The 24,847-nt window shown below is 51.2% G+C and carries 25 protein-coding genes; 1 reads left to right on the forward strand and 24 read right to left on the reverse strand.

Features of this window, described 5'->3' with window-relative positions; genetic code table 11:
* Positions 1-634: 634 nt before the first annotated feature.
* From IEY34_RS30900 to IEY34_RS30930, 7 genes are all read right to left on the reverse strand, one after another.
* Positions 635-949, reverse strand: coding sequence for a MepB family protein (locus tag IEY34_RS30900; protein ID WP_189019315.1), 315 nt, complete (start codon positions 947-949; stop codon positions 635-637).
* A gap of 17 nt (positions 950-966) precedes the next feature.
* Positions 967-1,254 carry a stage VI sporulation protein F gene (locus IEY34_RS30905; RefSeq protein ID WP_189019316.1) on the reverse strand — a complete coding sequence of 96 codons (288 nt, stop codon included), beginning with the start codon at positions 1,252-1,254 and terminating at the stop codon, positions 967-969.
* Between the two features lie 320 nt (positions 1,255-1,574).
* A complete protein-coding gene (locus tag IEY34_RS30910) occupies positions 1,575-1,841 on the reverse strand; it encodes a DUF1294 domain-containing protein (RefSeq protein WP_229757918.1) in 267 nt (88 codons plus the stop codon).
* Between the two features lie 143 nt (positions 1,842-1,984).
* Positions 1,985-4,030, reverse strand: a complete 2,046-nt coding sequence (recG, locus tag IEY34_RS30915; RefSeq protein WP_189019318.1) for an ATP-dependent DNA helicase RecG — start codon at positions 4,028-4,030, stop codon at positions 1,985-1,987.
* Between the two features lie 4 nt (positions 4,031-4,034).
* Positions 4,035-4,892: a DegV family protein gene (gene fakB, locus IEY34_RS30920; protein ID WP_189019320.1), complete on the reverse strand. Its 858-nt coding sequence runs from the start codon at positions 4,890-4,892 to the stop codon at positions 4,035-4,037.
* 47 nt (positions 4,893-4,939) lie between these two features.
* The gene (gene fakA, locus IEY34_RS30925) at positions 4,940-6,682 is read right to left on the reverse strand and encodes a DAK2 domain-containing protein (protein WP_189019322.1); all 1,743 of its coding nucleotides are present in this window, start codon (positions 6,680-6,682) and stop codon (positions 4,940-4,942) included.
* 28 nt (positions 6,683-6,710) lie between these two features.
* The gene (locus IEY34_RS30930) at positions 6,711-7,070 is read right to left on the reverse strand and encodes an Asp23/Gls24 family envelope stress response protein (RefSeq protein WP_189019378.1); all 360 of its coding nucleotides are present in this window, start codon (positions 7,068-7,070) and stop codon (positions 6,711-6,713) included.
* A 327-nt stretch (positions 7,071-7,397) separates the two neighbouring features.
* Between IEY34_RS30930 and rpmB the strand changes: the two genes are divergently transcribed.
* A complete protein-coding gene (gene rpmB, locus IEY34_RS30935) occupies positions 7,398-7,586 on the forward strand; it encodes a 50S ribosomal protein L28 (protein WP_090816405.1) in 189 nt (62 codons plus the stop codon).
* Positions 7,587-7,682: 96 nt separating this feature from the next.
* On the opposite strand, the gene spoVM is transcribed toward rpmB, so the two are convergent.
* From spoVM to IEY34_RS31020, 17 genes are all read right to left on the reverse strand, one after another.
* Positions 7,683-7,763, reverse strand: a complete 81-nt coding sequence (spoVM, locus tag IEY34_RS30940; protein ID WP_036634233.1) for a stage V sporulation protein SpoVM — start codon at positions 7,761-7,763, stop codon at positions 7,683-7,685.
* A gap of 282 nt (positions 7,764-8,045) precedes the next feature.
* A complete protein-coding gene (locus IEY34_RS30945) occupies positions 8,046-8,291 on the reverse strand; it encodes a hypothetical protein (RefSeq protein WP_189019324.1) in 246 nt (81 codons plus the stop codon).
* Between the two features lie 15 nt (positions 8,292-8,306).
* On the reverse strand, positions 8,307-8,957 hold the full coding sequence (gene rpe, locus IEY34_RS30950; RefSeq protein WP_189019325.1) for a ribulose-phosphate 3-epimerase: 651 nt from the start codon (positions 8,955-8,957) through the stop codon (positions 8,307-8,309).
* Positions 8,958-8,962: 5 nt separating this feature from the next.
* The gene (rsgA, locus tag IEY34_RS30955; protein WP_189019327.1) at positions 8,963-9,892 is read right to left on the reverse strand and encodes a ribosome small subunit-dependent GTPase A; all 930 of its coding nucleotides are present in this window, start codon (positions 9,890-9,892) and stop codon (positions 8,963-8,965) included.
* A complete protein-coding gene (gene pknB / locus IEY34_RS30960) occupies positions 9,892-12,015 on the reverse strand; it encodes a Stk1 family PASTA domain-containing Ser/Thr kinase (protein ID WP_189019329.1) in 2,124 nt (707 codons plus the stop codon). The genes rsgA and pknB overlap by 1 nt, the downstream gene beginning before the upstream one ends.
* The gene (locus tag IEY34_RS30965; protein ID WP_189019331.1) at positions 12,012-12,776 is read right to left on the reverse strand and encodes a Stp1/IreP family PP2C-type Ser/Thr phosphatase; all 765 of its coding nucleotides are present in this window, start codon (positions 12,774-12,776) and stop codon (positions 12,012-12,014) included. The genes pknB and IEY34_RS30965 overlap by 4 nt, the downstream gene beginning before the upstream one ends.
* 15 nt (positions 12,777-12,791) lie before the next feature.
* Positions 12,792-13,859 (reverse strand): dual-specificity RNA methyltransferase RlmN, encoded by a 1,068-nt coding sequence (gene rlmN, locus IEY34_RS30970; RefSeq protein WP_189019333.1) that lies wholly within the window; start codon positions 13,857-13,859, stop codon positions 12,792-12,794.
* A 162-nt stretch (positions 13,860-14,021) separates the two neighbouring features.
* Positions 14,022-15,479 (reverse strand): 16S rRNA (cytosine(967)-C(5))-methyltransferase RsmB, encoded by a 1,458-nt coding sequence (gene rsmB, locus IEY34_RS30975; RefSeq protein ID WP_189019335.1) that lies wholly within the window; start codon positions 15,477-15,479, stop codon positions 14,022-14,024.
* A gap of 50 nt (positions 15,480-15,529) precedes the next feature.
* Positions 15,530-16,507, reverse strand: a complete 978-nt coding sequence (gene fmt / locus IEY34_RS30980) for a methionyl-tRNA formyltransferase (RefSeq protein WP_229757919.1) — start codon at positions 16,505-16,507, stop codon at positions 15,530-15,532.
* Positions 16,504-16,986, reverse strand: coding sequence for a peptide deformylase (gene def / locus IEY34_RS30985; RefSeq protein WP_189019337.1), 483 nt, complete (start codon positions 16,984-16,986; stop codon positions 16,504-16,506). The genes fmt and def overlap by 4 nt, the downstream gene beginning before the upstream one ends.
* 42 nt (positions 16,987-17,028) lie before the next feature.
* On the reverse strand, positions 17,029-19,542 hold the full coding sequence (priA, locus tag IEY34_RS30990; RefSeq protein WP_189019339.1) for a primosomal protein N': 2,514 nt from the start codon (positions 19,540-19,542) through the stop codon (positions 17,029-17,031).
* Positions 19,532-20,761, reverse strand: a complete 1,230-nt coding sequence (gene coaBC / locus IEY34_RS30995) for a bifunctional phosphopantothenoylcysteine decarboxylase/phosphopantothenate--cysteine ligase CoaBC (RefSeq protein ID WP_189019341.1) — start codon at positions 20,759-20,761, stop codon at positions 19,532-19,534. Before coaBC ends, priA begins: the two co-directional genes overlap by 11 nt.
* A 67-nt stretch (positions 20,762-20,828) precedes the next feature.
* Positions 20,829-21,056 (reverse strand): DNA-directed RNA polymerase subunit omega, encoded by a 228-nt coding sequence (rpoZ, locus tag IEY34_RS31000; protein WP_189019343.1) that lies wholly within the window; start codon positions 21,054-21,056, stop codon positions 20,829-20,831.
* A complete protein-coding gene (gmk, locus tag IEY34_RS31005) occupies positions 21,057-21,695 on the reverse strand; it encodes a guanylate kinase (protein ID WP_189019345.1) in 639 nt (212 codons plus the stop codon).
* Positions 21,685-21,945, reverse strand: a complete 261-nt coding sequence (gene remA, locus IEY34_RS31010; RefSeq protein ID WP_009672664.1) for an extracellular matrix/biofilm regulator RemA — start codon at positions 21,943-21,945, stop codon at positions 21,685-21,687. The genes gmk and remA overlap by 11 nt, the downstream gene beginning before the upstream one ends.
* Positions 21,946-21,979: 34 nt before the next feature.
* Entirely contained in the window at positions 21,980-22,864 is an 885-nt protein-coding gene (locus tag IEY34_RS31015; RefSeq protein WP_189019347.1) for a YicC/YloC family endoribonuclease, read from the reverse strand.
* Positions 22,865-22,893: 29 nt separating this feature from the next.
* Positions 22,894-24,768: a bifunctional homocysteine S-methyltransferase/methylenetetrahydrofolate reductase gene (locus IEY34_RS31020; protein ID WP_189019349.1), complete on the reverse strand. Its 1,875-nt coding sequence runs from the start codon at positions 24,766-24,768 to the stop codon at positions 22,894-22,896.
* Positions 24,769-24,847 lie beyond the last annotated feature (79 nt).

A 24,847-nucleotide genomic window follows, 5' to 3' on the forward strand; every position in this document is an offset into this window, starting at 1 on the left:
TTTAACCGCATTCACTCACTCGTACCTCCTTAACTTGCTTGAACAAAGTAGGGTATTGCCTTTCGGCGCCCTTCCCTCCATGAGGTTTTGTTGTCCTCACTTCATCGGTACTACGACCCCCGCAGGACTTCCTTCCCGCAGCTTGCCACTTCGCCTTTCGGGCTTATAGGTTTGCTCCTTACGAAAAAAAAAACTCGTGCGAGAGAGGATCTCCCTAGTTCCAGACACAACTTTCCCAGCATGCCGATCCCCTTACGCCGGAGAGTTCTTCTGCGCTGCACTTCCAAGGGCTTCACGCATTCCATGGTCTTCGCCTAAACACACGAGGCTCGACACTCTCTTGTCCTTTTCAGGTCTTTTTTGACGACGCGGCAGGATTCACTTCATGTTACGGCCTGCTATTTTGCTCGCTCCCCTTGCAGGGATACTTTGTCACAGGGCTTCAGCCTTAGGATCTCTCCACCAGTTGCCTGTCAGCTACGAGGCGACTTGGCTCTTACCTCGATTGAACTTTCATCAATTAGTTGTGCCTAGCTTGGCTAGGCGCGCTATATCAAAAAAAACCAGAAACCTCAACGGTTTGCTGGTTTGTTCATAACATTACATTCACGTTGAACCTTTCTAACTGCCACTTCTAAGTTTTTTGAGCCTGGAGGCTTGTAGCCTTGTCCCAAGATGGGTAGACACGCATGCCACGTTTCCCACCTTCACCTTTATTGGATACGATAGTGCGATGTAATAGAACATTTTTGGGAAACACAAATTGACCAAATTTATTGCCATCCCGTGTGCTAATAACGAACAATTCTACTGGTTCTGATACATAATAAAAAACACCATGCACCAGAGCGACTCGGCTCGGATACATGGTGCATAGTACATAGTGCATAGTGCATGGGGCATGTGCATAGTTCATGGTGCATGAGCATGGGGCATAGTTCATGTACATCGTGCCTGCTGCTTCGCTTAACGAAACATCGCCCACAGTCGGATTAAGTGAAAGGTGTTGGAAGGATCAATCTTTTGCGCAATAATAAACTCCAAGACTTGCGTCGTCTGGTTGCCGTTCAGCTTCTCGCCTAAGATATTGGCAGCAAGCCCGATTAAACGTGTAACTTTCGCATGATTTTGCAAATCAGCCTTGGTGACGCCCTGCAGCAGCATTTTGATGCGTTCCTTGATCTCTGGGTTCTTCATTTTGAACTTCACACGCTCCACGAGCGCGGGATCGATGCCATACTGTTGATAGCTCATGTTCCCACCTCCGATCAGCTGTCCTGCTACTAGCATATGAATGCAGCGAGGCGAACTTGACTCGAATCAGAAACCTTCGAAAGAATGAATTTTATCCAATCAAAATCAACTTTAGCGCGGTTAAATGGTGAAATCCATTGGATAAATCCCCATGTAGGAAGCGAACATCTGCAAGATAGCTACAGATAGCCTTCCTAGGCCAGCATTGATACAGGGTAAGCAGCTGATCTTGCTGGATGCAGCAGCAGACAGGGAATCTCTATCCAAAAAAACAAAAGGCTGCTCGCCGGTTTTCACCTTTGGAGACAACCCCTCACATTTTACATATAAATGGAAATAAGAATAACACAGATACAATTGAGCACAACGAGCAGCGGAATACCAATCACAAACGAGGTATGTTTGGTTTTATGACGCCATACGCGCATCCCCAGCCAACCGCCGATTCCGCCACCGAGCGCAGCCAAGGTAAACAGCCGTTTCTCCGGCACGCGGCGACCGCCTTTTTTGGCCTGTCCTTTGTCATGTCCCATTTCTATAAACGTAATGATATTCATCAGCAATAAATAAACAAGAAAATAAGTCAAATGCGGGACACCTTCATTTCAAAAAATAGTAGATTCTACTATCTATCTTAAAAGCGAACGCGCATGCGGTCAATATCTACGGCTAACATGCAAAAATTAGGGCCAGCGTTGCCTGCCGGCCAAGCGCTGCCAAACGCTCGCTGCTAATCCAGCACTTCGCTATCAAAAATATGCGAACGCTCCAAATAGGCTCTCAGCGCCAGGAAAGACGCTCCTGTCCAGAAGGACGAGTCGCCCACCAGCTCCGCCGCATCATCGCGCGCCTCTTCCATAACTTCGAAATCCGCCATCATGTCGGCGATGCGGAACTCCGGCAGCCCGCTTTGCTTCGTGCCGAAGAAGTCCCCCGGCCCGCGCAGCTCCAGATCGCGGCGGGCGATCTCGAAGCCGTCCGTCGTCTCCGTCATCGCCTTCATGCGCTCCTTGCCGACCTCCGTCTTCGGGTCGGCAATGAGCACGCAGAAGGACTGGTGCTCGCCGCGGCCAACCCGCCCGCGCAGCTGATGCAGCTGCGACAGGCCGAAGCGGTCGGCGTCGTAGATGACCATCAGCGTGGCGTTCGGCACGTCCACGCCAACCTCGATGACCGTGGTGGAGACGAGCGCCTCCACGGTCCCTTCCTTGAACGCGCGCATGATCGCTTCCTTCTCCTGCGCGCTCATCCGGCCGTGCAGCAGGCCGATCCGCATCTGCGGGAAGTGCTGCTGCAGCTGAATGTGGACGTCGATCGCATTCTGCACGTCGAGCTTGTCCGACTCTTCGATGAGCGGACAAATCACATACGCCTGCCGGCCTGCGGCCACCTCGCGCTGGATAAAGCCCAGTACGCGTTCCAGCATCGCATGCTGCACCGCGTACGTCTTGATCGGCTTGCGCCCCTTCGGCAGCTCGCGCAGCGTCGACACATCCATGTCGCCGAAGGCGGTAATCGCCAGCGTGCGCGGAATCGGCGTCGCCGTCATCGTCAGCACATCGGGCTGCATCCCCTTGCGCCGCAGAATGCTGCGCTGGTTCACCCCGAAGCGATGCTGTTCATCCGTCACGACCAGACCCAGCTGGCGGAAGAGGACATCCTCTTGGATGAGCGCGTGCGTGCCGATGAGCACGTCGATCAGGCCCATCTGCAAGGAAGCGAGCAGATCCCGCCGCTGGCGATCGGTCGAGCTGCCGGTCAGCAGCGCCACCTGAAGCCCGTAGGGCTCGAACAAGCTGGTCAGCGAGCGCTTGTGCTGCTCAGCCAGGATCTCCGTCGGCACCATCAGCGCGCCTTGGTAGCCGGCCTTCACCGTCGCGTAGAGGCCTATGGCCGCGACGATCGTCTTGCCTGCGCCGACATCGCCCTGCAGCAGTCGGTTCATGCTGTAAGGCTCCTGCATGTCATGCAGGAGCTCAGCGACGACCTTCTTCTGCGACTCCGTTAGCTGGAAGGGCAGCGCGCGCACGAAGGCGCGGACAGCAGGCAAGTCCACCTGCTGCTTAAGCCCGTCCGCCCGGTTGCGCGTCACGGCGCGGTAAGCCTGCAGCTTGAGCTGGAACAGGAACAGCTCCTCATAGACCATGCGCCTGCGCGCCTGCTTGCCTTCCTCCACGCCGCTCGGCGTGTGGATGACCGCCAGCGCCTTGCTGCGCGGCATAAAGCCGTACCTGCCGGTCAGGCTCTCCGGCAGCACTTCACTGATCATGGCGCTGTACTGTGTCAGCGCCTGCGCAATGATCTTGCGCATCCACTTCTGCGTAATCGAGCCCGCAACCGAATAAACCGGCTGGATCGTGCCGGTATTCGAATCCCCTTGTCCGGGAAACTCTGAATCGGACACGCTCATTTGCCTGCGCCTCGCGTCCCACTTGCCAGTGAGGATAATCTCCTGCTGCGGCCGCAAGCGGTCCTTCAAGAAGTGGCGGTTGAACCACACCGCCGTCAGCAGGAACTCATCGACCATCACCTTGCAGGATAATCGGGACTTGCCGCTGTAACGCTGCAGCACCGGCTCGCCGATGATATACCCCTTCACGGTGACGCGATCGCCGTCCTTCACGCTCGCCAAATCACGGACCGTGTAATCCTCATACCGGAACGGCACATATTCCAGTAAATCCATAACCGTAAAAACGCCCATGGCGTTTAGCTCAAGTGCCTTCTGAGCGCCAACACCATGGACTTCGCGTACTGCAATTTGATTTAAATCCATATGCTTACACCGTACTGACGAAGGCTGCAATAGTGCCAGGACCTGCATGTGCGCCAATCACCGGACCTAAAGTAATGTAGTCCACATGCTCCACAGCGAATTGCTGCATGATCGCTTCTCGCAGCAGCTCCGCGCCTTCCCTATTGTTGGCATGAGCAATGTGCATGCTGCGAATGCTGCGGCTCGGAATATCCGCAGCCAGCAGCTCCAGAATGCGTGCAATTGCTTTTTTGTGACCGCGCACCTTATCAATGGCCGCTACTTCACCCTCGCGATCCAAGGAAAGGATCGGCTTAATATTTAATAATGAACCGAACAGTGCGGAGGCTTTGCCGATTCGGCCGCCTTTTTGCAGAAATTCCAGCGTATCCACAAGAAAATAAATGTAAAAGTTCTCTCTCATCGTTTGGACAAGCGCCAAAATTTCCGCTGCACTTTTCCCTTCTCTAGCCGCCCTTGCAGCAGCTACGACCAGCGCGCCGATTCCATAGGAAGCAGAGCGGGAATCCACCACATGCACCTTGCCAGGTGTATCCTCCAGCATCGTGGAGGCCAGCAAAGCGGATTGGTACGTTCCGCTCAGCACAGAAGCCAGATGGATCGAGATAATCTCCGTATCCGGCTCCTCCAGCAAGCTTTGATAAACAGTCAGAAACTCGGCCGGGGAGGGCTGTGACGTTCGAGGAAAATGAGGCGACGAAACCAGCTTAGGATAAAATTCCTCGGACTGCAGCGTCACCGTATCCAAATATTGCTCATCGCCAAAATGAATCTTCAGAGGCACCATCGCAATCTGAAGCTCCTGCCTCAGTGCCAAAGGAATGTCTGCTGTACTGTCCGTTACGATACGAATGTTAGTCAACCGGGCTCACTCCATTTCTCGCATTTGGTCCACTGCCTATGCAATCGTTACTCAACGGAGAACAGGTACGCGTACAAAGGCTGTCCACCTGGATGAAGCTCAACTTCCATATCCGGGTACATCGTCTGAATGAAGGCCTCCAGCTCCTCCGTCTCTTCCTCCTGGGCATCTTCTCCCGTGAGAATCGTGACGATTTCGCTGCCTTCCTCAATCATTTCTTCCAGCAGCTTCTTGCAAGCGTCCATAAGACTCGGCTGGGACGACACAATCCGGCCGTCTTGAATGCCGATAAAATGCCCCTCTTTGATCTCTATGCCATCCATGTTCGTATCCCGCACGGCATACGTAACTTGACCCGATTTGACACGTTTCAGTGAATCATTCATCGCTTCCGTATTCGTATGGGCGTCCGCCTTCTCTTGGAAAGCCAAGATCGCGGCCAAGCCTTGCGGAATCGATTTGGACGGGATCACAACCAATGTCTTGTTGTCCACCAACTCCACAGCCTGCTGCGCCGCCAATATAATATTGGAATTGTTCGGCAGCACATAGATGGTTTCTGCATCAATGCTGTTCACGGCATTCACAATATCCTCTGTACTCGGATTCATGGTTTGTCCGCCGGACAACACAACATCAACACCAACGCTGGACAGAATATCCGTAATCCCGTCCCCCAGAGCTACCGCAACGAAGCCATACGTTTTGCTTGGCGCAGCTGGTCCTCTGGTTTCAGCAGTCACCGAAGGCGGCGCCTCGTACCCGTCTGCTAAATCTTCTAATATATGTGAATGCTGATCGCGCATATTTTCAATTTTGATACGGCTCAGGGCGCCGTAATTCATCGCTTGGTTCATGACTTCACCTGGATATTCCGCGTGAATATGCACCTTCACCAACTCATCATCGGCAACAACGAGCAGCGAATCTCCCAACTTGCTCAGTTGATCGCGGAAAGTTCCTTCATGGAAGGTCATCCCTTTGACCTTGCCTGGCGTAATCGTCAGCATGAATTCCGTACAATAGCCGAATTCGATATCTTCCGTAGCCAAATGAGCTTGCGCAGGAAGATGCGCATGCACTTCCTTGGCCAAATTCATGCCTGGAACGAGGGAACCGGCACCCAATCTCGTATCCATCGTCGCATAGTCATCCTCTACCTGAATCAGACCGCCGCTCAGCGACGTCACGAAGCCTTCGTAGACGCATACAAGTCCCTGACCGCCTGCATCTACCACACCCACTTGTTTGAGCACAGCAAGCTGCTCAGGCGTTCTGGCGAGCGCTTCCTTCGCTTTGCTCAGAACCTCTTGCATGAGATCCAGAATATCGCCTCCACGGCGATACAGCACAGCGTGCTTGGCTGCTTCTTTGGATACGGTCAAAATCGTGCCTTCTACAGGCTTCACAACCGCTTTGTAGGCTGTTTCTACACCTTGCTGCAGCGCGGCTGCAAATTGCTGTACATTTACATGCTCAAGATCATGCACGTGCTTCGCGAATCCGCGAAACAACTGTGACAGAATAACCCCCGAGTTGCCTCTGGCGCCCATCAGTAACCCTTTGGACAATGCATCAGCTGCTTTCCCAATATGAGAGGATGGCTTCTTCTTCAGTTCCTCACAACCTGCCGTGAGGGTTAAATTCATGTTGGTGCCGGTATCTCCATCGGGTACAGGGAAAACGTTCAGTCCATTAACCTTGTCTACATTTCTGCGCAGGTTATCTGCACCCGCCAAGACCATGGCAGTGAAGTCATTTCCATTTATTGAAATAAAGCGCTTACTCAAAGTGATTCCCCTTCCTGGTTACGGGCTTTTATTTAGCTACTCGAACGCCTTGAACAAAAATATTCACATCGTCCACATGAAGCCCTACGACTTCATTCAAAATATATTTAACTTTTGTTTGGACGTTACCTGCAACTACGGATATTTTGGTTCCATAGCTGACAATAATATAAAGATCAATCTCGAGTCGCCCGTTCTCACGACGAACTTCGACACCGCGGCTTAAATTGTCCCGGCCCAGCAGCTCGGCTATCCCGTCTTTCAATTGCTTTCTAGTTGCCATGCCAACAAGTCCATAACAGTCTAGCGCAGCGGAACCCGCCAGGGTTGAAATCACTTCATTGGTAATGTACACTTTTCCATACTCGGTTGTGAGTTCAATTGGCATCATCTAAACAACTCCTTCAAATTTCCCATTAAGCAAGATTAACTTTTGTAATTCCCATTCCCGCCTTGCATGTACAAATCTGCCCAACTATGTATAAGGAATGTGGACTAATCTTCATTGTACTATAACATACTTAATAAATAAACGGCAAAAAAGCAGGTAATTCGTTGACTAGCCTCCTTTTGCTATGCTATTATATCTAAGTGTGTTTTTGCTGGTTATAACATGAATTACAAGAAGCAAAGTCTAAATTTGAGGAAAGCTGTCATGTCAAGCTTAGGCTTGCCACCCAGGCTGCTTTGTATACTGCCGAAGGAGGTGTCAAACATGTCCCGCAAATGTTTCATTACAGGTAAAAGTCCAGGTTCAGGTAATCACGTGTCCCACGCTAACAATAAAAACAAGCGTACTTGGGGAGTTAACGTTCAAAAGGTTCGCATCCTCGTTGATGGTAAACCAAAACGAGTTTACGTAAGTACTCGTGCGTTGAAATCCGGTAAAGTCGCTCGCGTTTAATTGCAAGCTTCTGATACTTACACTTTCGACAAAAACAAAAAGCACCTTATCGGTGCTTTTTTTGCTTTTCTGGGGGAATAGCCTAAGTATGGGCTGCTAATTTTTGCTGAACGTATTAAGTACGGCCTTCACGAATCCACCCAAAAATCTTGGTAGCTTGATTGTGTAGAACTTCATTCTCTACCCCTCCTTAGAGTTTTCGTCAGAAAACTGACATGGTGAGCATTGGCTAAGCGTTTTCGTCAGAAAACTGACTTCGTGAGCATGGATCTAGCGCTTTTCTGAAAAATCTTGCCTTGTAAGCTACACTGTTTGCATGACTGCTCCTTAGCATCGTTACAACAGTATATGCCAGGGTCGTAAAAAAGTACCCTCTAATTTACTTTCTCCCGTAAATTCGCTGCCAGAAAGCAAAAAAAGCTACAAGAGTGCTTCACTCTTGTAACTATATGTATGCATCTAAGATGGCGTTATGCCCAGCTGTGTGTAAAGCGCAACACAAATACTGAAAATAAAATATAAAAGTATCGTCAGAACGATAAACCAGATCCGAAATCCAATTTGTTCAAACTGGCGAAAAAAGCGTATCCCGACATACAAGGTACCGAGCGAGAAGATATACTTCGTGACCGAGTGGATATTCGAAAAACAAGTCAACAGAATAGCGCAAAGTACGCTGTACATGACTAACCAGAGAAATCTCATCGTCCCCGCTCCCCTCTACCCGCGAATTCGCCGGATAGCATCGGCACGATCAGTTTGCCCGAACACCGCATTGCCAGCGACCAGCACATCCGCTCCAGCCTCCGTCACCTGACGGGCTGTTGCTTCATTAATCCCGCCGTCCACTTCGATATGAAGCTTGTGCAGCCCCTTAGCATTCGCTTGCTCTCGCAACGCACGAATTTTATTCAGCATCCCCGGGATGAACGCTTGTCCCCCGAAACCTGGATTCACCGTCATAATCAGAACCAGATCCAACTCTTCATCAAGCACGTGTTCAATCAGCGAAATCGGCGTAGCCGGATTCAATACAACTCCAGCCTTCACGCCGCTTTGCTTGATGAGATGAAGGGTCCGATGCAGATGCGTGCAAGCTTCCACATGAACCGAGATCAAATCGGCACCCGCTTTAACGAAATCCGGAATATAGCGATCCGGCTGCTCGATCATCAAATGCACGTCAAGCGGCAGCTTCGTAATCGGACGTATCGCATCGACAACCAATGGACCAATCGTAATATTCGGCACAAAATGGCCATCCATGACATCGACATGAATCCAATCAGCTCCGCCCCGCTCCGCATCTTGAATCTCGTCCCCGAGCTTAGCGAAATTAGCTGACAAAATAGAAGGTGCTACATAAACCATTCGTCCTAATACCTCCTCTTCCGATCCTTGATTTCTGTTAAAAATAATAAGTAATGATCATAACGAGAAGCAGCAATCGTTCCTTCAGCCACGGCATCACGAACCTTGCAATCCGGCTCATGCAGATGCATGCAGCCTCTAAATCTGCAGCCTTCGGCGATTGCGGCGAATTCTCTGAAGCAATCGCCCAGGCCATCCGCTTCCACTTCCATGAAATCCAGTTGGCTGAATCCCGGCGTATCCGCGACAAGGCCTCCATTGTTTAAAGGGAGCAGTTCCACATGCCTGGTTGTATGCTTGCCTCGGCCCAATCGCTGAGAAATCGCATTCGTCTCCAAATTCAGACCGCTGATCATCTCATTTAACAACGAAGACTTGCCAACACCCGACTGACCGGCAAACACGCTGACCGCGCCATCGAGATGCTGCAGAATCGATTCCACGCCCTCTTGCAGCTTCGAACTCGTCTTTTGTACCGTGTAGCCAATTCCCTCATACAGCTTGGTAATCCGGTCTAATTCCGCAACCGTCATTTCCTTGGCGCCGGAAGCGTCGGGATCTGCTGTCAATAGATCGCTTTTGGTAAAACACAACAACACGTCAATCCCCGTATTCTCAATGTGAACGAGAAACTTGTCCAGCAATTGCAAATTCAGAACGGGCTCTGTCACCGAAAAAACGAGCACAACCAGATTCACATTGGCGATCGGAGGACGAATCAATTCCGAAGTACGGGGATGGATCTCCGTAACGGTGCCTTCCCCATTCTCTGTCTCTTCATACGACACGCGATCTCCTACAAGCGGAGTGATGTTTCTGTTCTTGAAAACGCCTCGGCCCCGGCAAGTAATCGTATTGGCTGCTACCAGTTCCGCCCCTTCGGGCAGAACATAGTAGTAACCGCTCAAAGCTTTGATAATCGTTCCTTGCGGCATTAATTTGTGCCTCCAGTAGGTGGTTTAGAGGCAGTACCGCCTGCTTGACCTTGCCCATTTCCATTGTTGCCAACCGGGATTGCCGGCCCGCTATTATTTTGTTTGGGCGAGGCGGAAGGCGATACCGTAGGGCTCGGCGATGCCGTTTTCCCACTCTTTTGATCCAAATAATCTTGATATGTGCGCGTGATAGAGTTCACCAGACTATCGCCTTCTTTGATCAAAATAACGGCTTTCTTATCTGGAGAAACAATGACTTTCACGTCCAGATTTTGCGCTTTGGACACTTTTTCTGTTTTGTATTCGAAATTCTCATACTGAGCGTCACTGACGACAATTTTGAACTCGGAATCCTTGCCTTCTGTCGTCGGCTTCACAGGAATGCTAACTGTTAATTGACCGGCATCTTCCGGCAAACCATCGCTGATCACCAGAGAAATTTCGGCACCGACAGAGACATCCTGATTTTTGGTAAAAGGAAACTGTTGAATGACCTTGCCTTTGGCGACTTTATAGCTTTTCTCGCGCGTAATGCCATTCACAGGGAGCTTCAGATTCAGCTTCGCAATCTGCGCCTTCGCTTCCGCTTCCGTCATGCCGATAAGATCAGGCATCTTGAACGTTTCCTTGGCTTTGCTGACGACAAATGCAATGGCTGCTTTCTCCAGTTCAAATTCTTCCCCAACAAGCGGCGTTTGTTTCAAAATTGTACCTGGAGCATCCTCGGTCGTCTCTTGGGTGATCGTAATCTGATCATCATTGATCCCCAGAGCCTTCAGCTTCAACTTAGCATCCTTGAGCGGCTGCCCAGCGTAGTTCTCCATCTTGATTTTGGGAACGCCTTTGCTGACGTACAGGGTTACCTTGGTGCCTACGTTCATTTTCATGCCGCTAGGCTCTTGACGAATAACAATATCTTTGGCAAGTTTGCTGTCAGTGTCATACTCAACAGTGGAACCAAGCCTGACCGCCGTTAGTTCCGCCTGCGCCTGAATCAGCGGTTTGTTAATCACATTCGGCACTTCGACGGTTTCCACCGCGAACATTCCTTTGACATACCCCACCATGTACCACATCGCGCCAAGCACCATGAGCAGGACGACGATCCAGATTAACGGCTTAACCCAGCCTTTGCCTTTGGCAGGAACTGGCTCTTCACGCCAGGATGACTTCTCCGGCTTCTCCGGTTCATCATCATCGAACGACTGGACCAACTGATCGGCGCGAATAGCCGGCATCACCAGCGTGCGCTCTTCGTCCATCCCATAGGCATCCCAGAAAGCGATCTTCGCCTCATTGCGGCGATCCGGATTCAAACAGGTATCCAGGTCCTCCATCATGAGTTTCGCGGATCGGTAGCGTTCTTCGGGCTTTTTGCGCATCGCCTTGAGAATAATGTTCTCGACGCTTTGCGGGATGAGCGGGTTCACCTTGCGCGGCTCTTCCACATCTTCTTGCAAATGCTTGAGCGCTACGGAAATCGGACTTTCCCCGAGAAAAGGCAGCTTGGCCGTCAACATTTGATACATCACAATCCCGAGCGAATACAAGTCGGATTTCTCCCCCGTATTCGTCCCTTTAGCATGTTCCGGTGAGAAATAATGCACAGAACCGACAACCGATCCGGTTTGTGTAATGGTGGAAGATGTAGCAGCGCGGGCGATACCGAAGTCAGTCACCTTAATGCGGCCGTTTTTGCCGATCAGAATATTGTGCGGCTTAATATCTCGGTGAATGATTTCATTATGGTGGGCGTGGTCAAGCGCGTCTGCGATTTGACTCGCGAAATGAACAGCGTCTTCCACCTGAAGCGGAGCTTTTTCCTTAATTAAATCATTTAAAGTCTTGCCTTCTATGTATTCCATCACAATGTAATGCACGTCTTCTTCTTGTCCCACATCATAAATACTGACGACATTAGGATGAGAAAGGGAAGCGGCTGCTTGAGCTTCTCTGCGAAAACGACGAATAAACTCTTCGTCATGCACATACTGCTGGCGCAGCACCTTCACAGCCACTTTGCGATTTAATAGCAAATCATGCCCTTTGTAGACCAAAGCCATGCCGCCTCCGCCGATGCGCTCCAAGATCTCATAGCGGCCTCCAAGCTTTCTACCGATCAATTCTCATCACCCCTTTTTTCGTCCGAATCTTGATCATGCGCAAGTAAAACAACCGTTACATTGTCGTCTCCGCCTTCATCCAGTGCACTTTGAATCAAATGTTCTGCCGCCTCTTCTAAGTTGGCATGCGATTTGACGATTCGCTGAATCTCATTGGCATCGACCAAACCGCTCAGACCATCGCTGCAAATCAGAATGGTTTCTCCTGGCCGCCAGGCGTATTCATAGAGATCTACCTCCACACCGGGTTCTGTACCCAGTGCTCGGGTAATCCAATTCCGCCTAGGATGATGGTCCGCCTCTTCCATCGTAATCTGCCCGTTCTTCACAAGCTCATACACCAAAGAATGATCTTCCGTCAGCTGCGTGATCGCGTCATCCGTTATTTTGTAAGCGCGGCTATCGCCGATGTGCCCGATAATAATAAGCTCCTGCGAAGCAATAACAGCAACGACTGTCGTTCCCATCCCGTGATAATTTTCTTGCCCCGAGGCAAATTCGTAAATCTTCTCATTTGCATGCTCGATGGCTTCCTTAAGCACCTGCTTGCAAGCTTCAACGGGCATTCCCCAATGGATCGACTGCAGCTGCGCTTGAATCATATCGATGGCCATTTGGCTAGCGATATCGCCAGCTTGATGTCCCCCCATACCATCGGCAACAATAGCCAAAGAAAGGCCACCGAGCTCATGTTGTATCGTAGCGCGATCCTCATTCACTAAACGGACTTTACCGATATCCGTACGGCTTACCATCTTCATCCGGATTTCACCTCATTACTTGCTCTCCATATGCTTCGCGCGCAATTGTCCGCAAGCAGCTGCAATATCACTGCCTTGTTCGCGGCGTATGGTGGCATTAATTTTGCCCTTCTCAAGAATACGCTGAAAGGTGAAAATATCATCCCTAGGCGTACGTTTGAAATCCCGTTCAGCTACGAAATTCACCGGAATCAGGTTTACGTGGCTAAGCGGCATATCCTTCAATACCAGCGCAAGCTCCTCAGCATGTTCAGGTTGGTCATTCACTTCCCCCATGAGGGCATATTCAAACGTAATCCGTCTGCCGGTTTTGGCAATGTAATACTTACAAGCCTCGATCAAATCGACGAACGGGAATCTACGGTTGACTGGCATCAGCTTGGAACGAAGCTTATCGTTCGGCGCATGAATCGAAATCGCCAAATTCACTTGCAAGTTTTCATCAGCGAATTTGTAAATATTCGGCACAATCCCGCTTGTCGATACCGTAATATGACGTTGTCCAATGTTCAATCCCTTAGGGTGAATCATGACGCGCAAGAAATTCATCGTAGCTTCATAATTCTCAAAAGGCTCGCCAATCCCCATAATAACGATGGAAGAAATCCGCTCCTGCGTCTCGTCCAGCAGCTTCTGCGCTTTGACAACTTGAGCCACGATCTCACCAGGCCTCAAATCCCTTTTGAGACCGCCCAGCGTGGAGGCGCAAAATGTACAACCTACACGACAACCCACCTGCGTAGTGACGCAGATACTGTTGCCGTAGTTGTGCTTCATGACAACCGTTTCAATCGCATTCTTGTCTTCCAACTCAAATAAAAACTTGACCGTACCATCCTGGGATTCATATTTGGCAATCTCGGTCAGCGTAACGAATTCAAACTGATCCTTAAGCTTGTCGCGCAGCGTTTTCGGCAAATTGGACATCTCATCAAAGCTGAATACCCGTTTGATATACAGCCAATCAAAAATTTGACCCGCCCGAAACGCGGATTCCCCATTCTCCTTCACCCAAACCTGCCACTCATCCCAATTCAAATCATACACAAACGGTTTCGCATTCTCACTTGCTTTACTAATCATATTTATCACAACCTGTTGTTATTTGGTCTATTTTTTTACTAATCTCATGTATTTTATCACAAAGCGGGCACGAACACACATCCTCATCTGCCGGAGATGCCTTTGGCAGCCTAATTCGTCTGGCCCGCCAGTCTGTGGTTCCGCTGGAAATGAACTCCCCGGCTAAGCCCGCTTACGCAGCCGCGCGATGAAAAAACCATCCGAGTGGAACTGCTGGGGCAAAATTTGCACCATGCCGGTTGCGGCAGCCACCGGATCTATGCTCGCGAAACGATCCGCAGGAAGCGGATCGAGTTCGAATTCGCTGTGCTCGGCGAGGAATCGCTCGACCATGCCCGCGTTTTCGGCGTGCTCGATGGTACACGTGCTGTAGACCAGCACGCCGCCCGGCTTCAGCAGCCGGTGCACGCGACTTAAGATACCGTGCTGTAGCTCGCTAATCGCATCGATCTCCGCTTCCTGCTTCGCCCACTTGAGATCCGGCTTGCGGCGAATGACCCCGAGTCCTGAACAGGGTGCATCCAGCAGGATGCGGTCGAACGACTCCGCCGCAAAGTGCTCGTCCAGCTTCGCCGCATCCATCACCAGCGTCTGAATGGACGACAGTCCCAGACGCTCTGCTTGATCGGCGATCAGCTTCTGCTTGTGCTCATGCAGATCACAAGCCCAAATCTTGCCCACATCGTCCATCTTCTCGGCGATGTGCGCGGTCTTGCCGCCAGGGGCGGCGCAGCAGTCCAGCACCATCATGCCTGGACGCGGATCCAGAGCCTCGGCGACGAGCATCGAGCTCTCGTCTTGAATCGAGAAGTCCCCCTGCTGGAAGCCAGGGGACAGAGCCATGTTCCCGGCCCCCTGCACAAGGATGCCGGCCGGGGCCAGCTCTGACGCTTCCGCGCTGAGGCCGCTGCCCTGGAGCAGCTCCAGCAGCTCCAGGCGGCTGCGGCGCCTCGCGTTCGCGCGGATACTCACGTGCGGCGGCTCATTGTTCGCCGCACAAATCTGTTCCGTCAGCTCAGCCCCGAGCTGACGAATCCAGCGGCGCACGAGCCACTCCGGATGGGAGTGGCCCAGCGCGATGCGCTTCACATCGCCGAGCGCAGCCGGCAATGTGAGTTCAGCTTTGCTGCGAATGATCGCGCGCAGCACGCCATTGACCATGCCCGAGATGCCTTGATGGCCTCGGCGCTTCGCGATATTGACCGCTTCGCTCACGACCGCATGGTCGGGAATGCGGTCCAAATAATGCAGCTGATAGAAGCTCAGCCGCAGCAAGCATCTAACCCAGGGCTCCAGCTTCGCCAGCCCTTTGCTGACAAAACGCTCCATGAAGAAATCAATCGTATTTCTCCGTCCGATCGTCCCATAAACCAGCTCTGTGGCCAAGCCTGCATCGGCTCGTTCGAGCGCATGCTTCTGCAAAACTTGATTCAGCAGTAAATTGCTGTACGATTGATTCTCTTCAACCCGAATCAGCACATCCAGCGCCGCCTCTCGGGCGGAATGCTTAACAGCGCTGCTCTTCGCAGCGCCTGAGGATGATTTTGGTGCAGAGGGCTTGCCAGCCCCCGGCGATTTCTGAAGTCCTTGTTTCGGACGTGTTGGTTTTTCCGTTGACAAATCAACTACCTCATTTTTTGTTAAGTAATAATGAATTTAAGTCCTGACAGCTATTCGCTGCTGCCGCCCAATACGGTACCCGCAGCGATTTGAACGCCCCGAATGAATTCGGAAACAGGCATCGCCTTCTTGCCGGCAGGTTGAATTTCCGTCAGCCAGAGCGTGCCTTCGCCTGTCATAACTTCAATACCAAGCGGGCTGCTGCCCAGGACAGTCCCTGGTGCCAGGTTATCGGCGCCTGCCGCAAAATTCCGGCTTCTCGGTTCCGAAGCACTCTTAGGATTCGCGCTGGCCCATACCTTCATCACTTCACCATTCCACAGTGTATACGCGCCGGGAGCAGGATGTAAGCCGCGAACTTGATTCCATAACTCCACGGCAGAACGAGACCAATCGATCAGCTCGTCCTCCCTGCGGATATTCGGCGAATAGATCGCGTCTGCTTCATTCTGTGCAACAGCCTGTATACGCCCTGCCAATAAATCAGGCAATGTCCGCTTAAGCAAATCAGCGCCAGCGATGCTTAGCTTCTCGAACAGCGACCCCGTCGTATCCGTATCTTCAATTGGAAGCTCAACTTTGGAAATCATATCGCCTGTATCCAAACCGACCGCCATGTACATAATCGTGACGCCAGTAACAGACTCGCCCCGCAAAACGGCATGATGAATCGGCGCCCCGCCACGATATTTGGGCAGCAAAGAGGCGTGGATGTTAATACAGCCATATTGCGGCAAATCGAGCACCGCTTTGGGCAGGATCTGTCCATAAGCCGCTGTTACAATTAAATCCGGCTTTAATTCCCGCAGAAGTTCAACGGAATCCGCTTGACGCAACTTCACGGGCTGAAGCACGGGAATGCCATGCTTAGCCGCTTCAACCTTCACCGGTGTCGGCGTTAGGACGCGTTTGCGTCCCTTCGGCCGATCCGGCTGCGTAACAACCGTCGTGACGTTATAACCTTCCTCAAGGAGCGCTTGCAGGGAAGGAACAGCGAAATCCGGGGTACCCATAAAAATAATGTTCACTCCGAATCTTCCTCTTCATCGCTGGTATAGGTTTTCGTAGCAAGATCCGTAAACAGAATACCGTTCAAATGGTCGATTTCATGAAAAATACAGCGCGCCAGCAGCTCTGTACCCGTTACTTCAATCGGATTCCCATTGCGATCCTGCCCTTTAGCCGTCACATTCAGCGCTCTGGTAACGTCACCACGAAGTCCAGGTATGCTTAAACAGCCTTCTGCACCCATTTGCTCGCCACTGGAAGTCACAACTTCCGGATTGACCATTTCAATAAGCCCGCCATGTTCTTCACCGCAGTCCATCACAATAACGCGTTTGAGGATACCGATTTGGGGAGCAGCCAGACCTACGCCTTCCGCTTCATACATCGTATCTGCCATGTCATCGAGCAATTTGTGCAAGTTGGAATTAAATTTCGTAACTGTGATCGCTTTCTCGCGCAGCACAGGATCTGGATCTTTGACAATAATACGAATAGCCATAATGTGCACCTACCTTTAAAAGTCTTCGCTATTTGGGGTTCATTACATCAAATATTGTGGATCAACATCCACGCTAATCTGCAGCTTTTCCTTGGCTGAGCGCTCTTCAAACCACGCTACCGTTCGTCCAACGATGTCGGCAGCCTGATCTTCCCCCCGATATTTTACCACGCATTGGAATCGATATCTATCCTTGATTCGGGAAATAGGCGACGCCACGGGTCCCAGCACGTCCATGTGGAACGATTGATCCGTCATATCGGTGCTTGTAAATAAATCCACCTGTTTCGTTGAATACTCCAGGGCAATCTCTTTCAACCGCGTTACGAAGGCTTCCGCCGAACGTACCAGCAGAGGGACCTGCTCATGCGAAAAAGTGACCAAAATCAACCGCTGATAAGGCGGGTAGCCCAAATTCGCCCGAATATCCAACTCATGATTCGCAAAAGCAATATAATCATGCTCACTGGCATATTGCACGCTGTAATGTTCGGGTGTGTACGTCTGAACGAACACTTCCCCCTGCTTCTCATGACGGCCGGCTCGACCAGCTACTTGCGTCAACAGTTGAAAAGTCCGCTCAGCGGAGCGGAAATCCGGTATATTCAGCACCGTATCCGCCGCGATGACGCCAACCAAGGTGACATCCGGGAAATCGAGCCCTTTGGCCACCATCTGCGTGCCTAGCAGAACGTCAGCCTGCTTCTCTCGAAACATCGTCAGCCATTTCTCATGGGATCCCTTTTCAGTTGTCGTGTCCACATCCATTCGAATAACACGAATACCGGGAAATATTTTACTTAACTCCTCTTCCACACGCTGAGTTCCCGTTCCAAAATGGCGAATATGCTCCGATTGGCAGCTAGGACACTGCGTAACCTCGCGCTCTGCGTAGCCGCAATAATGACAGCGCAGCATCCGCGAGCTTTGATGATACGTCAGCGAAATATCACAGTGCGGGCATGTCGAGACGAAGCCGCACGTACGGCACATCACGAATGTCGCATAGCCGCGGCGATTCAGGAGCAAAACTGTCTGTTCCTTCTTTTGTAACCGATCTTCGATCGCTTTATACAAGGACCTGCTAAACATCGAGCGATTGCCGCTCTTTAGTTCCTCGCGCATATCGACAATTGCGACCGGCGGCATCGGCCTGCTGGCTACGCGCTCCCGCATCGTTAACAGCCGGAATGGCGGTTTCTCCCGATCTCGACGGCGCCTTGTCAGCTCAATACTCTCCAAAGAAGGTGTAGCCGAACCCAGCACGACAACCGCATTTTGCAGCTTCGCTCTTTGCACCGCAACGTCACGGGTATGATATTTAGGGCTTTCCTCCTGCTTATAGGAGGACTCATGTTCTTCATCAATGATAATAAGTCCAATTTGGGTAAAAGGAGCGAATATCGCGGAACGAGCGCCGATGACCACTTTCACTTGTTTCCGCGTTATTTTACGCCATTCGTCGTAGCGTTCGCCACCCGACAGACGGCTGTGCAGCACAGCGACCAAATCCCCGAATCGCCCTTTGAAGCGCTCAACCATTTGGGGAGTCAGCGAAATTTCGGGCACGAGCACGATGGCTTCTTTGCCCATATCCAAACATTGCTGAATCGATTGCAGATAGACTTCCGTTTTACCGCTTCCCGTAACACCATGAAGCAGGAATACTTCGTTTCTTTCGGCCGCGACAGCATCGCGAATTTCGGTAAAGACACTGCTCTGCTCTTCCGTTAACGGAAGCGGCTTCGTCCGCGCAAAAGCACGACCCGCATAAGGATCGCGCATAACCTCAACTTCGCGCAGTTCAATCCAGCCGCGGTCTGCCAAACTTTTGACCGTGCTGGCCCCGACCTCGATCGTTTCCATCAACGCTGTGAGCCGAATCGCATGCGGGTGCTCAATCAAATAGCGCAGCACATCCTGCTGTTTATTCGCCCTGGCTGGAAGCTCCGCCAATGCCTCTTCCAAGCCGGTTCCCCCTGCCGGGGGAAATACGGTTAACGCCTTCTTGGTGTTCATGCGATCCTTGACTTTCTGTTCTTCGGTAAGGATGCCTGTACTCAGCAATTGTTTAATCAGCGGGCCGTCGCTGGCGAAACGCTCCATCAAAACGTCCATCGAAACGGATCCTTTGGCTTTCACAAAATCAACAATTTCTTGAAGATCAGACATATCCAGCAGCGAATGCTCGGCAGATTCCTCGCCAACCGCAATGGATCGCTCATACTTCGCTTTCAGAGCAGCAGGCAGCATGGCTTGAAGCGCCGTCACTTCATGACACAAATACATGCGGCTGATCCATCTGCCCAGCAGGACCAGCTCACCTGTCAGAGGAGGCACCAAATCAAGGACATTCATGATCGGTTTGATGCGTTTAACATCCACCTGCGTCTCCTCATGCAATTCAACAACAAAGCCCTGCAGCACCCGGGGACCGAAAGGCACGCCAACCCGACTGCCGACTTCCACCCATTTGGTCAAAGATGCTGGCACTTCATAATCAAAAGCACGATTCGTTTGCTTGGCAGGAACATCAACTATGACCTTAGCGTACATCCGAATTCCCCGCTATGGTCGGCATACGGTCCGCTGCCAATTCAAGCAGCTTTCGCGCCACGTCTTTCTTACTCTGTATAGGCAGGGCTTCGACCAGCCCGTTACGATCATAGATGCTCACCACATTCGTGTCGCCACTAAAACCTGCGCCCGCTTGGGACACGTTATTGCCAACAATCAGATCGCAATTTTTGCGATTCAGCTTGTCCAAGGCATGCTCGTCCAGACGTTCTGTTTCGGCAGCGAATCCGATAACGAACTGATGCTTCTTAAGCGTGCCGATTTCTTGCAAAATGTCGGGGTTTTTAATTAACTCCAAGGTGAGGGAATCGGATTTCTTTTTTATCTTTTGCTCAGCTACAACAGCAGGACGATAATCAGCGACAGCCGCCGCTTTAATAACCAGATCACTGGTATCCAATCGCGACAAAACAGCCTCTCGCATGTCCAATGCGGATTGAACGCGAACCATTTCTACCCCGTTAGGAGCAGGCAGCGCGGAGGGTCCTGACACCAAAGTAACGGCAGCCCCCATGCGGACGGCTTCTTCAGCGATGGCATAGCCCATTTTACCCGATGAATCGTTCGTGATATAACGGACCGGATCAATCCGTTCCAAGGTGCCTCCAGCTGTCACAAGGACACGTTGATCCTTCAATCGACCAGGCTCTCCCTGGAAATGACGCTCCACGGCCGCCATAATTTCCTCAGGCTCCGCAAGCCGCCCTTTCCCCACATACCCGCAGGCAAGCTGTCCTTCGCCAGGTTCAATAAATCGCACGCCGCGGCTTAGCAGCGTCTGCATATTCTGCTGCACAGCCGGATTCGCATACATATGCACATTCATGGCCGGTGCGACCCAAATAGGCGCAGTCGTTGCAAGAAGCGTGGTGCTCAGCATATCATCGCCTAGACCCAAAGCCAGTTTACCGATCGTATTGGCCGTAGCAGGCGCAATCAGCACCAAATCAGCACTATCCGCCAAGTTAATGTGCGAAACGACGGATGGATCCTTTTCATCGAAGGTATCCACAAAGACATGATGACGCGACAACGTTTGGAACGTTAACGGCGCTACGAATTGAACAGCGGATGCGGTCATAATCACACGAACCGTGGCTCCGGCCTGCGTCAATTTACTTGTTAAGGCAGCGGCCTTATAAGCGGCAATGCCTCCGCACACGCCGAGCACAATCGTTTTACCCTGCAGTACACTCATGGATATCCCCTTCCTTAGCGCCATATGAGAAAAAAATAACAACCACGAGGGTTGTTGGGTGAAGCAACTATTTCTTCTGATACTTCTCTGTCTCTGTTGTCTCGATTTTCTCATAGCCAATGTAGTGTCCATAAAGTTCTTCTAACGCAACACCAACATGCTTGTGAGCCTTTTGATTTTTCAAATCTGATTTTGCTCCGTCGCGTAGGGATCTTGCTCTTTTGGAAGCAGCAACCACTAGCGAATACTTGCTATCCACGATATCAAGCAGTTTATCAATTGAAGGATATAACATTCAATTCACCTCATCCATCCATTGTACGATTTTTGGATACATCCGTTCTTTTTTGCAATGTTCTGCCGCCAGAATCGCTTGTATTTTGGCACAAGCTGTTTCTACATGATCATTCACGATGGCATAATCATAGTGTTCCATTAAACGGATCTCGTCAATCGCGACCGACATGCGGCTGCGAATCACTTCATCGGTTTCGGTCCCACGTGTTACGATGCGGTTCTCAAGCTCATCGAGAGAAGGCGGCAATAAGAAGATGAAAACACCTTCATCAAACTTTTGTTTGACTTGCAATGCCCCCTGCACTTCAATCTCCAGAATCACATCTTGGCCAGAGCGAAGTGTATCTTCGACAAACCGTCTCGGCGTGCCGTAGAAATTGTCTACATATTCCGCCCATTCCAGCACTTCATCCGTATCGATGAGCTGTTGGAACTGCTCTTTCGTTTTGAAGAAATAATTGACACCGTCCACTTCTCCTTGCCTAGGCGAACGGGTCGTTGCTGATACCGAGTAAACAATGTCAGGAGAAATTTTGCGCAAAGCTGCACATACCGTACCTTTGCCAACGCCGGAAGGTCCAGACAGTACAATCAGAATGCCTCTCTCACGCTCAAGAGTGTTCGTATTACTCGTCATGATCATCGTCCTTGTTAGAAAGTCTATGTGCTACCGTCTCTGGTTGTACGGCCGACAGAATGACATGATCACTGTCTGTAATAATGACGGCACGGGTTCTTCTACCATATGTAGCGTCAATCAGCATGTGACGATCACGCGCTTCTTGAATGATCCGCTTAATCGGAGCCGATTCCGGACTCACGATCGAGATAATACGGTTCGCCGATACAATGTTGCCGAAACCGATATTAATTAATTTGATAGCCATTAGAGCTTCCTCCTCGTGAAGCAACACTCACGCTTCACTCGATATTCTGTATTTGTTCCCGCATTTTCTCAAGCTCTGCTTTCATCGTAATGACCCTGGCCGTAGGCTCGGAGGAATTCGATTTGGATCCAATTGTATTGACTTCCCGGTTCATCTCCTGAATCAAGAAATCCAATTTGCGTCCAACAGGCTCTTGTTCTGTGAGCAATTGATCACATTGCCCAAAATGACTTTTAAGCCTCGTCAATTCTTCATCCACATTCGAACGATCTGCGAATATCGCGATTTCCATCGCTAAGCGCTGCTCATCTACAGGGGCTTGATCCTGCAGCAGAGACTGGAGTCTGCTAGCCATCTTAACGGCATAGTCCTCAACCACTTGAGGCGCCAAGACTTCCAATTCACCATGGATCCGCTTGAGCTCTGTTAAACGTTCACGAATATCCTGCTCCAGAAATGCTCCCTCGCGAAGCCGCATATCGGATAACCTAGAAACTGCCTCCTGCAAGCAGACGCACAATTCCTGTTCAATCTCCTTGTCAGGTTCCTTCCGCGATTCCTTCATCAGAATGAGATCCGGCAGCCTCAATAACTCTTTGAGTCCGACCTGCTCGACATACCCATAGCGTTCCTTCAACTGAGCTGCAGCTTGCAAATAAGCATCTGCCAATGCAAAGTCAACGGTTACGCTTTTCTGGGACGCCGCCTCACGTTCCGCCGTAACGAAGACGTCGACACGCCCTCTCTTTACAGCTTGCAGCACCGTTTTCTTCAAAGCGTCTTCGAAGACAGCCCATTCTTTGGGTAATCGAATCGACACTTCACTATACCTATGATTGACCGATTTCACATCGATAAACACGTTGTATCCCGCAAAAGAACGATTCGCTTGTCCGAATCCGGTCATACTGCAAATCATTCTAATCACATCCATTACCCTATTTTAATTCATTTTGAAAGTGGGTACAAGTGGAAATCATGACGATTCGACTTTTCCCATACGTATTTCGTCAGATCTACGCACATCTCATAGGCCAGAAATGGCGTCATCAGGTATATCCCGTTGAAGTAAGGCATAGCCGCATCGAGCAGCTCTTTGGCAATCTCAACGCCCATTGCCCGCCCTTCTGGACCCTTCAGTCCATCCATGCGCGCCCTGACCTCGTCCGATAACCGGATACCTGGGACTTCATTATGCAAATATTCAGCGTTCCCTCCGCTGGCAAGCGGGGCAATCCCAATAAAAATGGGAACATTCAAGTGCTGGGTCGCTTCATAAATTTGTTCAATCAGCTTGGCATCGTAAACCGGCTGGGTCATGATGTAGTCGGCACCGGCTTCGATTTTGCGTTCCAAACGCTGAACCGCTTTATCCAGATGCTTCACATTCGGGTTAAACGCAGCGCCAACAACGAAATTAGCTTTCTGTTTGAGCGGCTTCCCGGAGAAAGCGATGCCTTCATTCAGCTGCTTGATCATCCGAATGATCTCGAATGAGGTCAGATCGTACACCGAGCTGGAGCCGGGGAGATCGCCGAATTTGGCGGGATCGCCGGTCACGGCCAGCACGTGGTCGATGCCCAGCGCGTGAAGACCCATCAGATGGGACTGCGTCCCAATCATGTTGCGGTCGCGGCACGCGATGTGAATGAGTGGACGAGCACCCAGCTTATCCTGCACGAGGTAGCCGAGGGCCAGGTTGCTCATGCGCGTCACGGCCAGTGAATTGTCGGCCATCGTGATGGCGTCGACATGCGCATCCTGCAGGGCTTTGGAACCCTGCATGAATTTCTCGATGTCGAGATCCCGCGGGGGATCCAGCTCGACAATGACGGTTTTGCGCTGCTTGACGATCTCCAGCAGCGATGGTTTGCTGGCCGGCGGCGCGGGCATCGCCGGCGCAGGCTCGATCACGCGCACGCCCTGCGCGGGGACGGTCGTGCCAGGCGCTGCCGGCACGTAGCCTTGCAGCGCCTTCGCGACAGCGGCGATGTGCTCCGGCGTGGTGCCGCAGCACCCGCCGATGATGCGCGCGCCCAGATCGGCGAAGCGCATCGCGCTTTCGGCGAAGTACTGCGGCGTCGCTGCATAGGTATAATGCCCGTCGACGTAGTCGGGCAGCCCCGCGTTCGGGAACGCGGAGAATGGCACGCCGGCGAGAGGAGCCAGCTTCTCCAGAGAGCGGAGAATCCCGTTCGGGCCCACGCGGCAGTTAAAGCCGATGACATCGGCGCCATCGTCCTGCAGCCGCAGGAACGCTTCATGCAGCGGCACGCCATCCTGCGTGCTGCCTGTGCCTTCATTCGCGAATTGGCAAATAACAGGCAAGCTGCTCATGTTGCGGATGATGCGCAGCGCGAGCTGAAGCTCCTCTAGGTCATAGAAAGTTTCCAGCAGCAAACCATCGACTGGCGAATCCAGCAGAACGCTGATTTGCTCACGCAGTGAATCTTCGACATCAACGGTGCGCACATTTTTGCGTTTCCCTGCCCGTATAGAACCGATTGCCCCTACGACATAAGCGTCATTCCCGACGGCTTTTCTGGCTAATTCAACACCAGCACGATTGATAGCTTCTACATCGCCTTCAAGTCCGTATTTGGATAATTTCTCGCGGTTCGCCGAGAAGGTATTCGTTTCAATAAGACGAGCACCTGCCTCGAAATAGCGGCGGTGCACGTCAGCAACCGTTTCCGGTCTGAGCAAATTTAATTCTTCATACGAAATGCCGACAGGAAATCCCATCTGATATAAATAAGTCCCCATAGCGCCATCACCAGTCAATATTTCCTGCTGCAGCGCCGTGCGAAGATCCAATTTCATGATAAACTCCCCATTTACTAAAAAATGTAGTTATACTGTATCACAAAATAAGGGAGATATTAAGAAAAACGTTTATCAA

The sequence above is a fragment of the Paenibacillus marchantiophytorum genome, from assembly GCF_014640555.1.
GTDB classification, from domain to species: domain Bacteria; phylum Bacillota; class Bacilli; order Paenibacillales; family NBRC-103111; genus Paenibacillus_E; species Paenibacillus_E marchantiophytorum.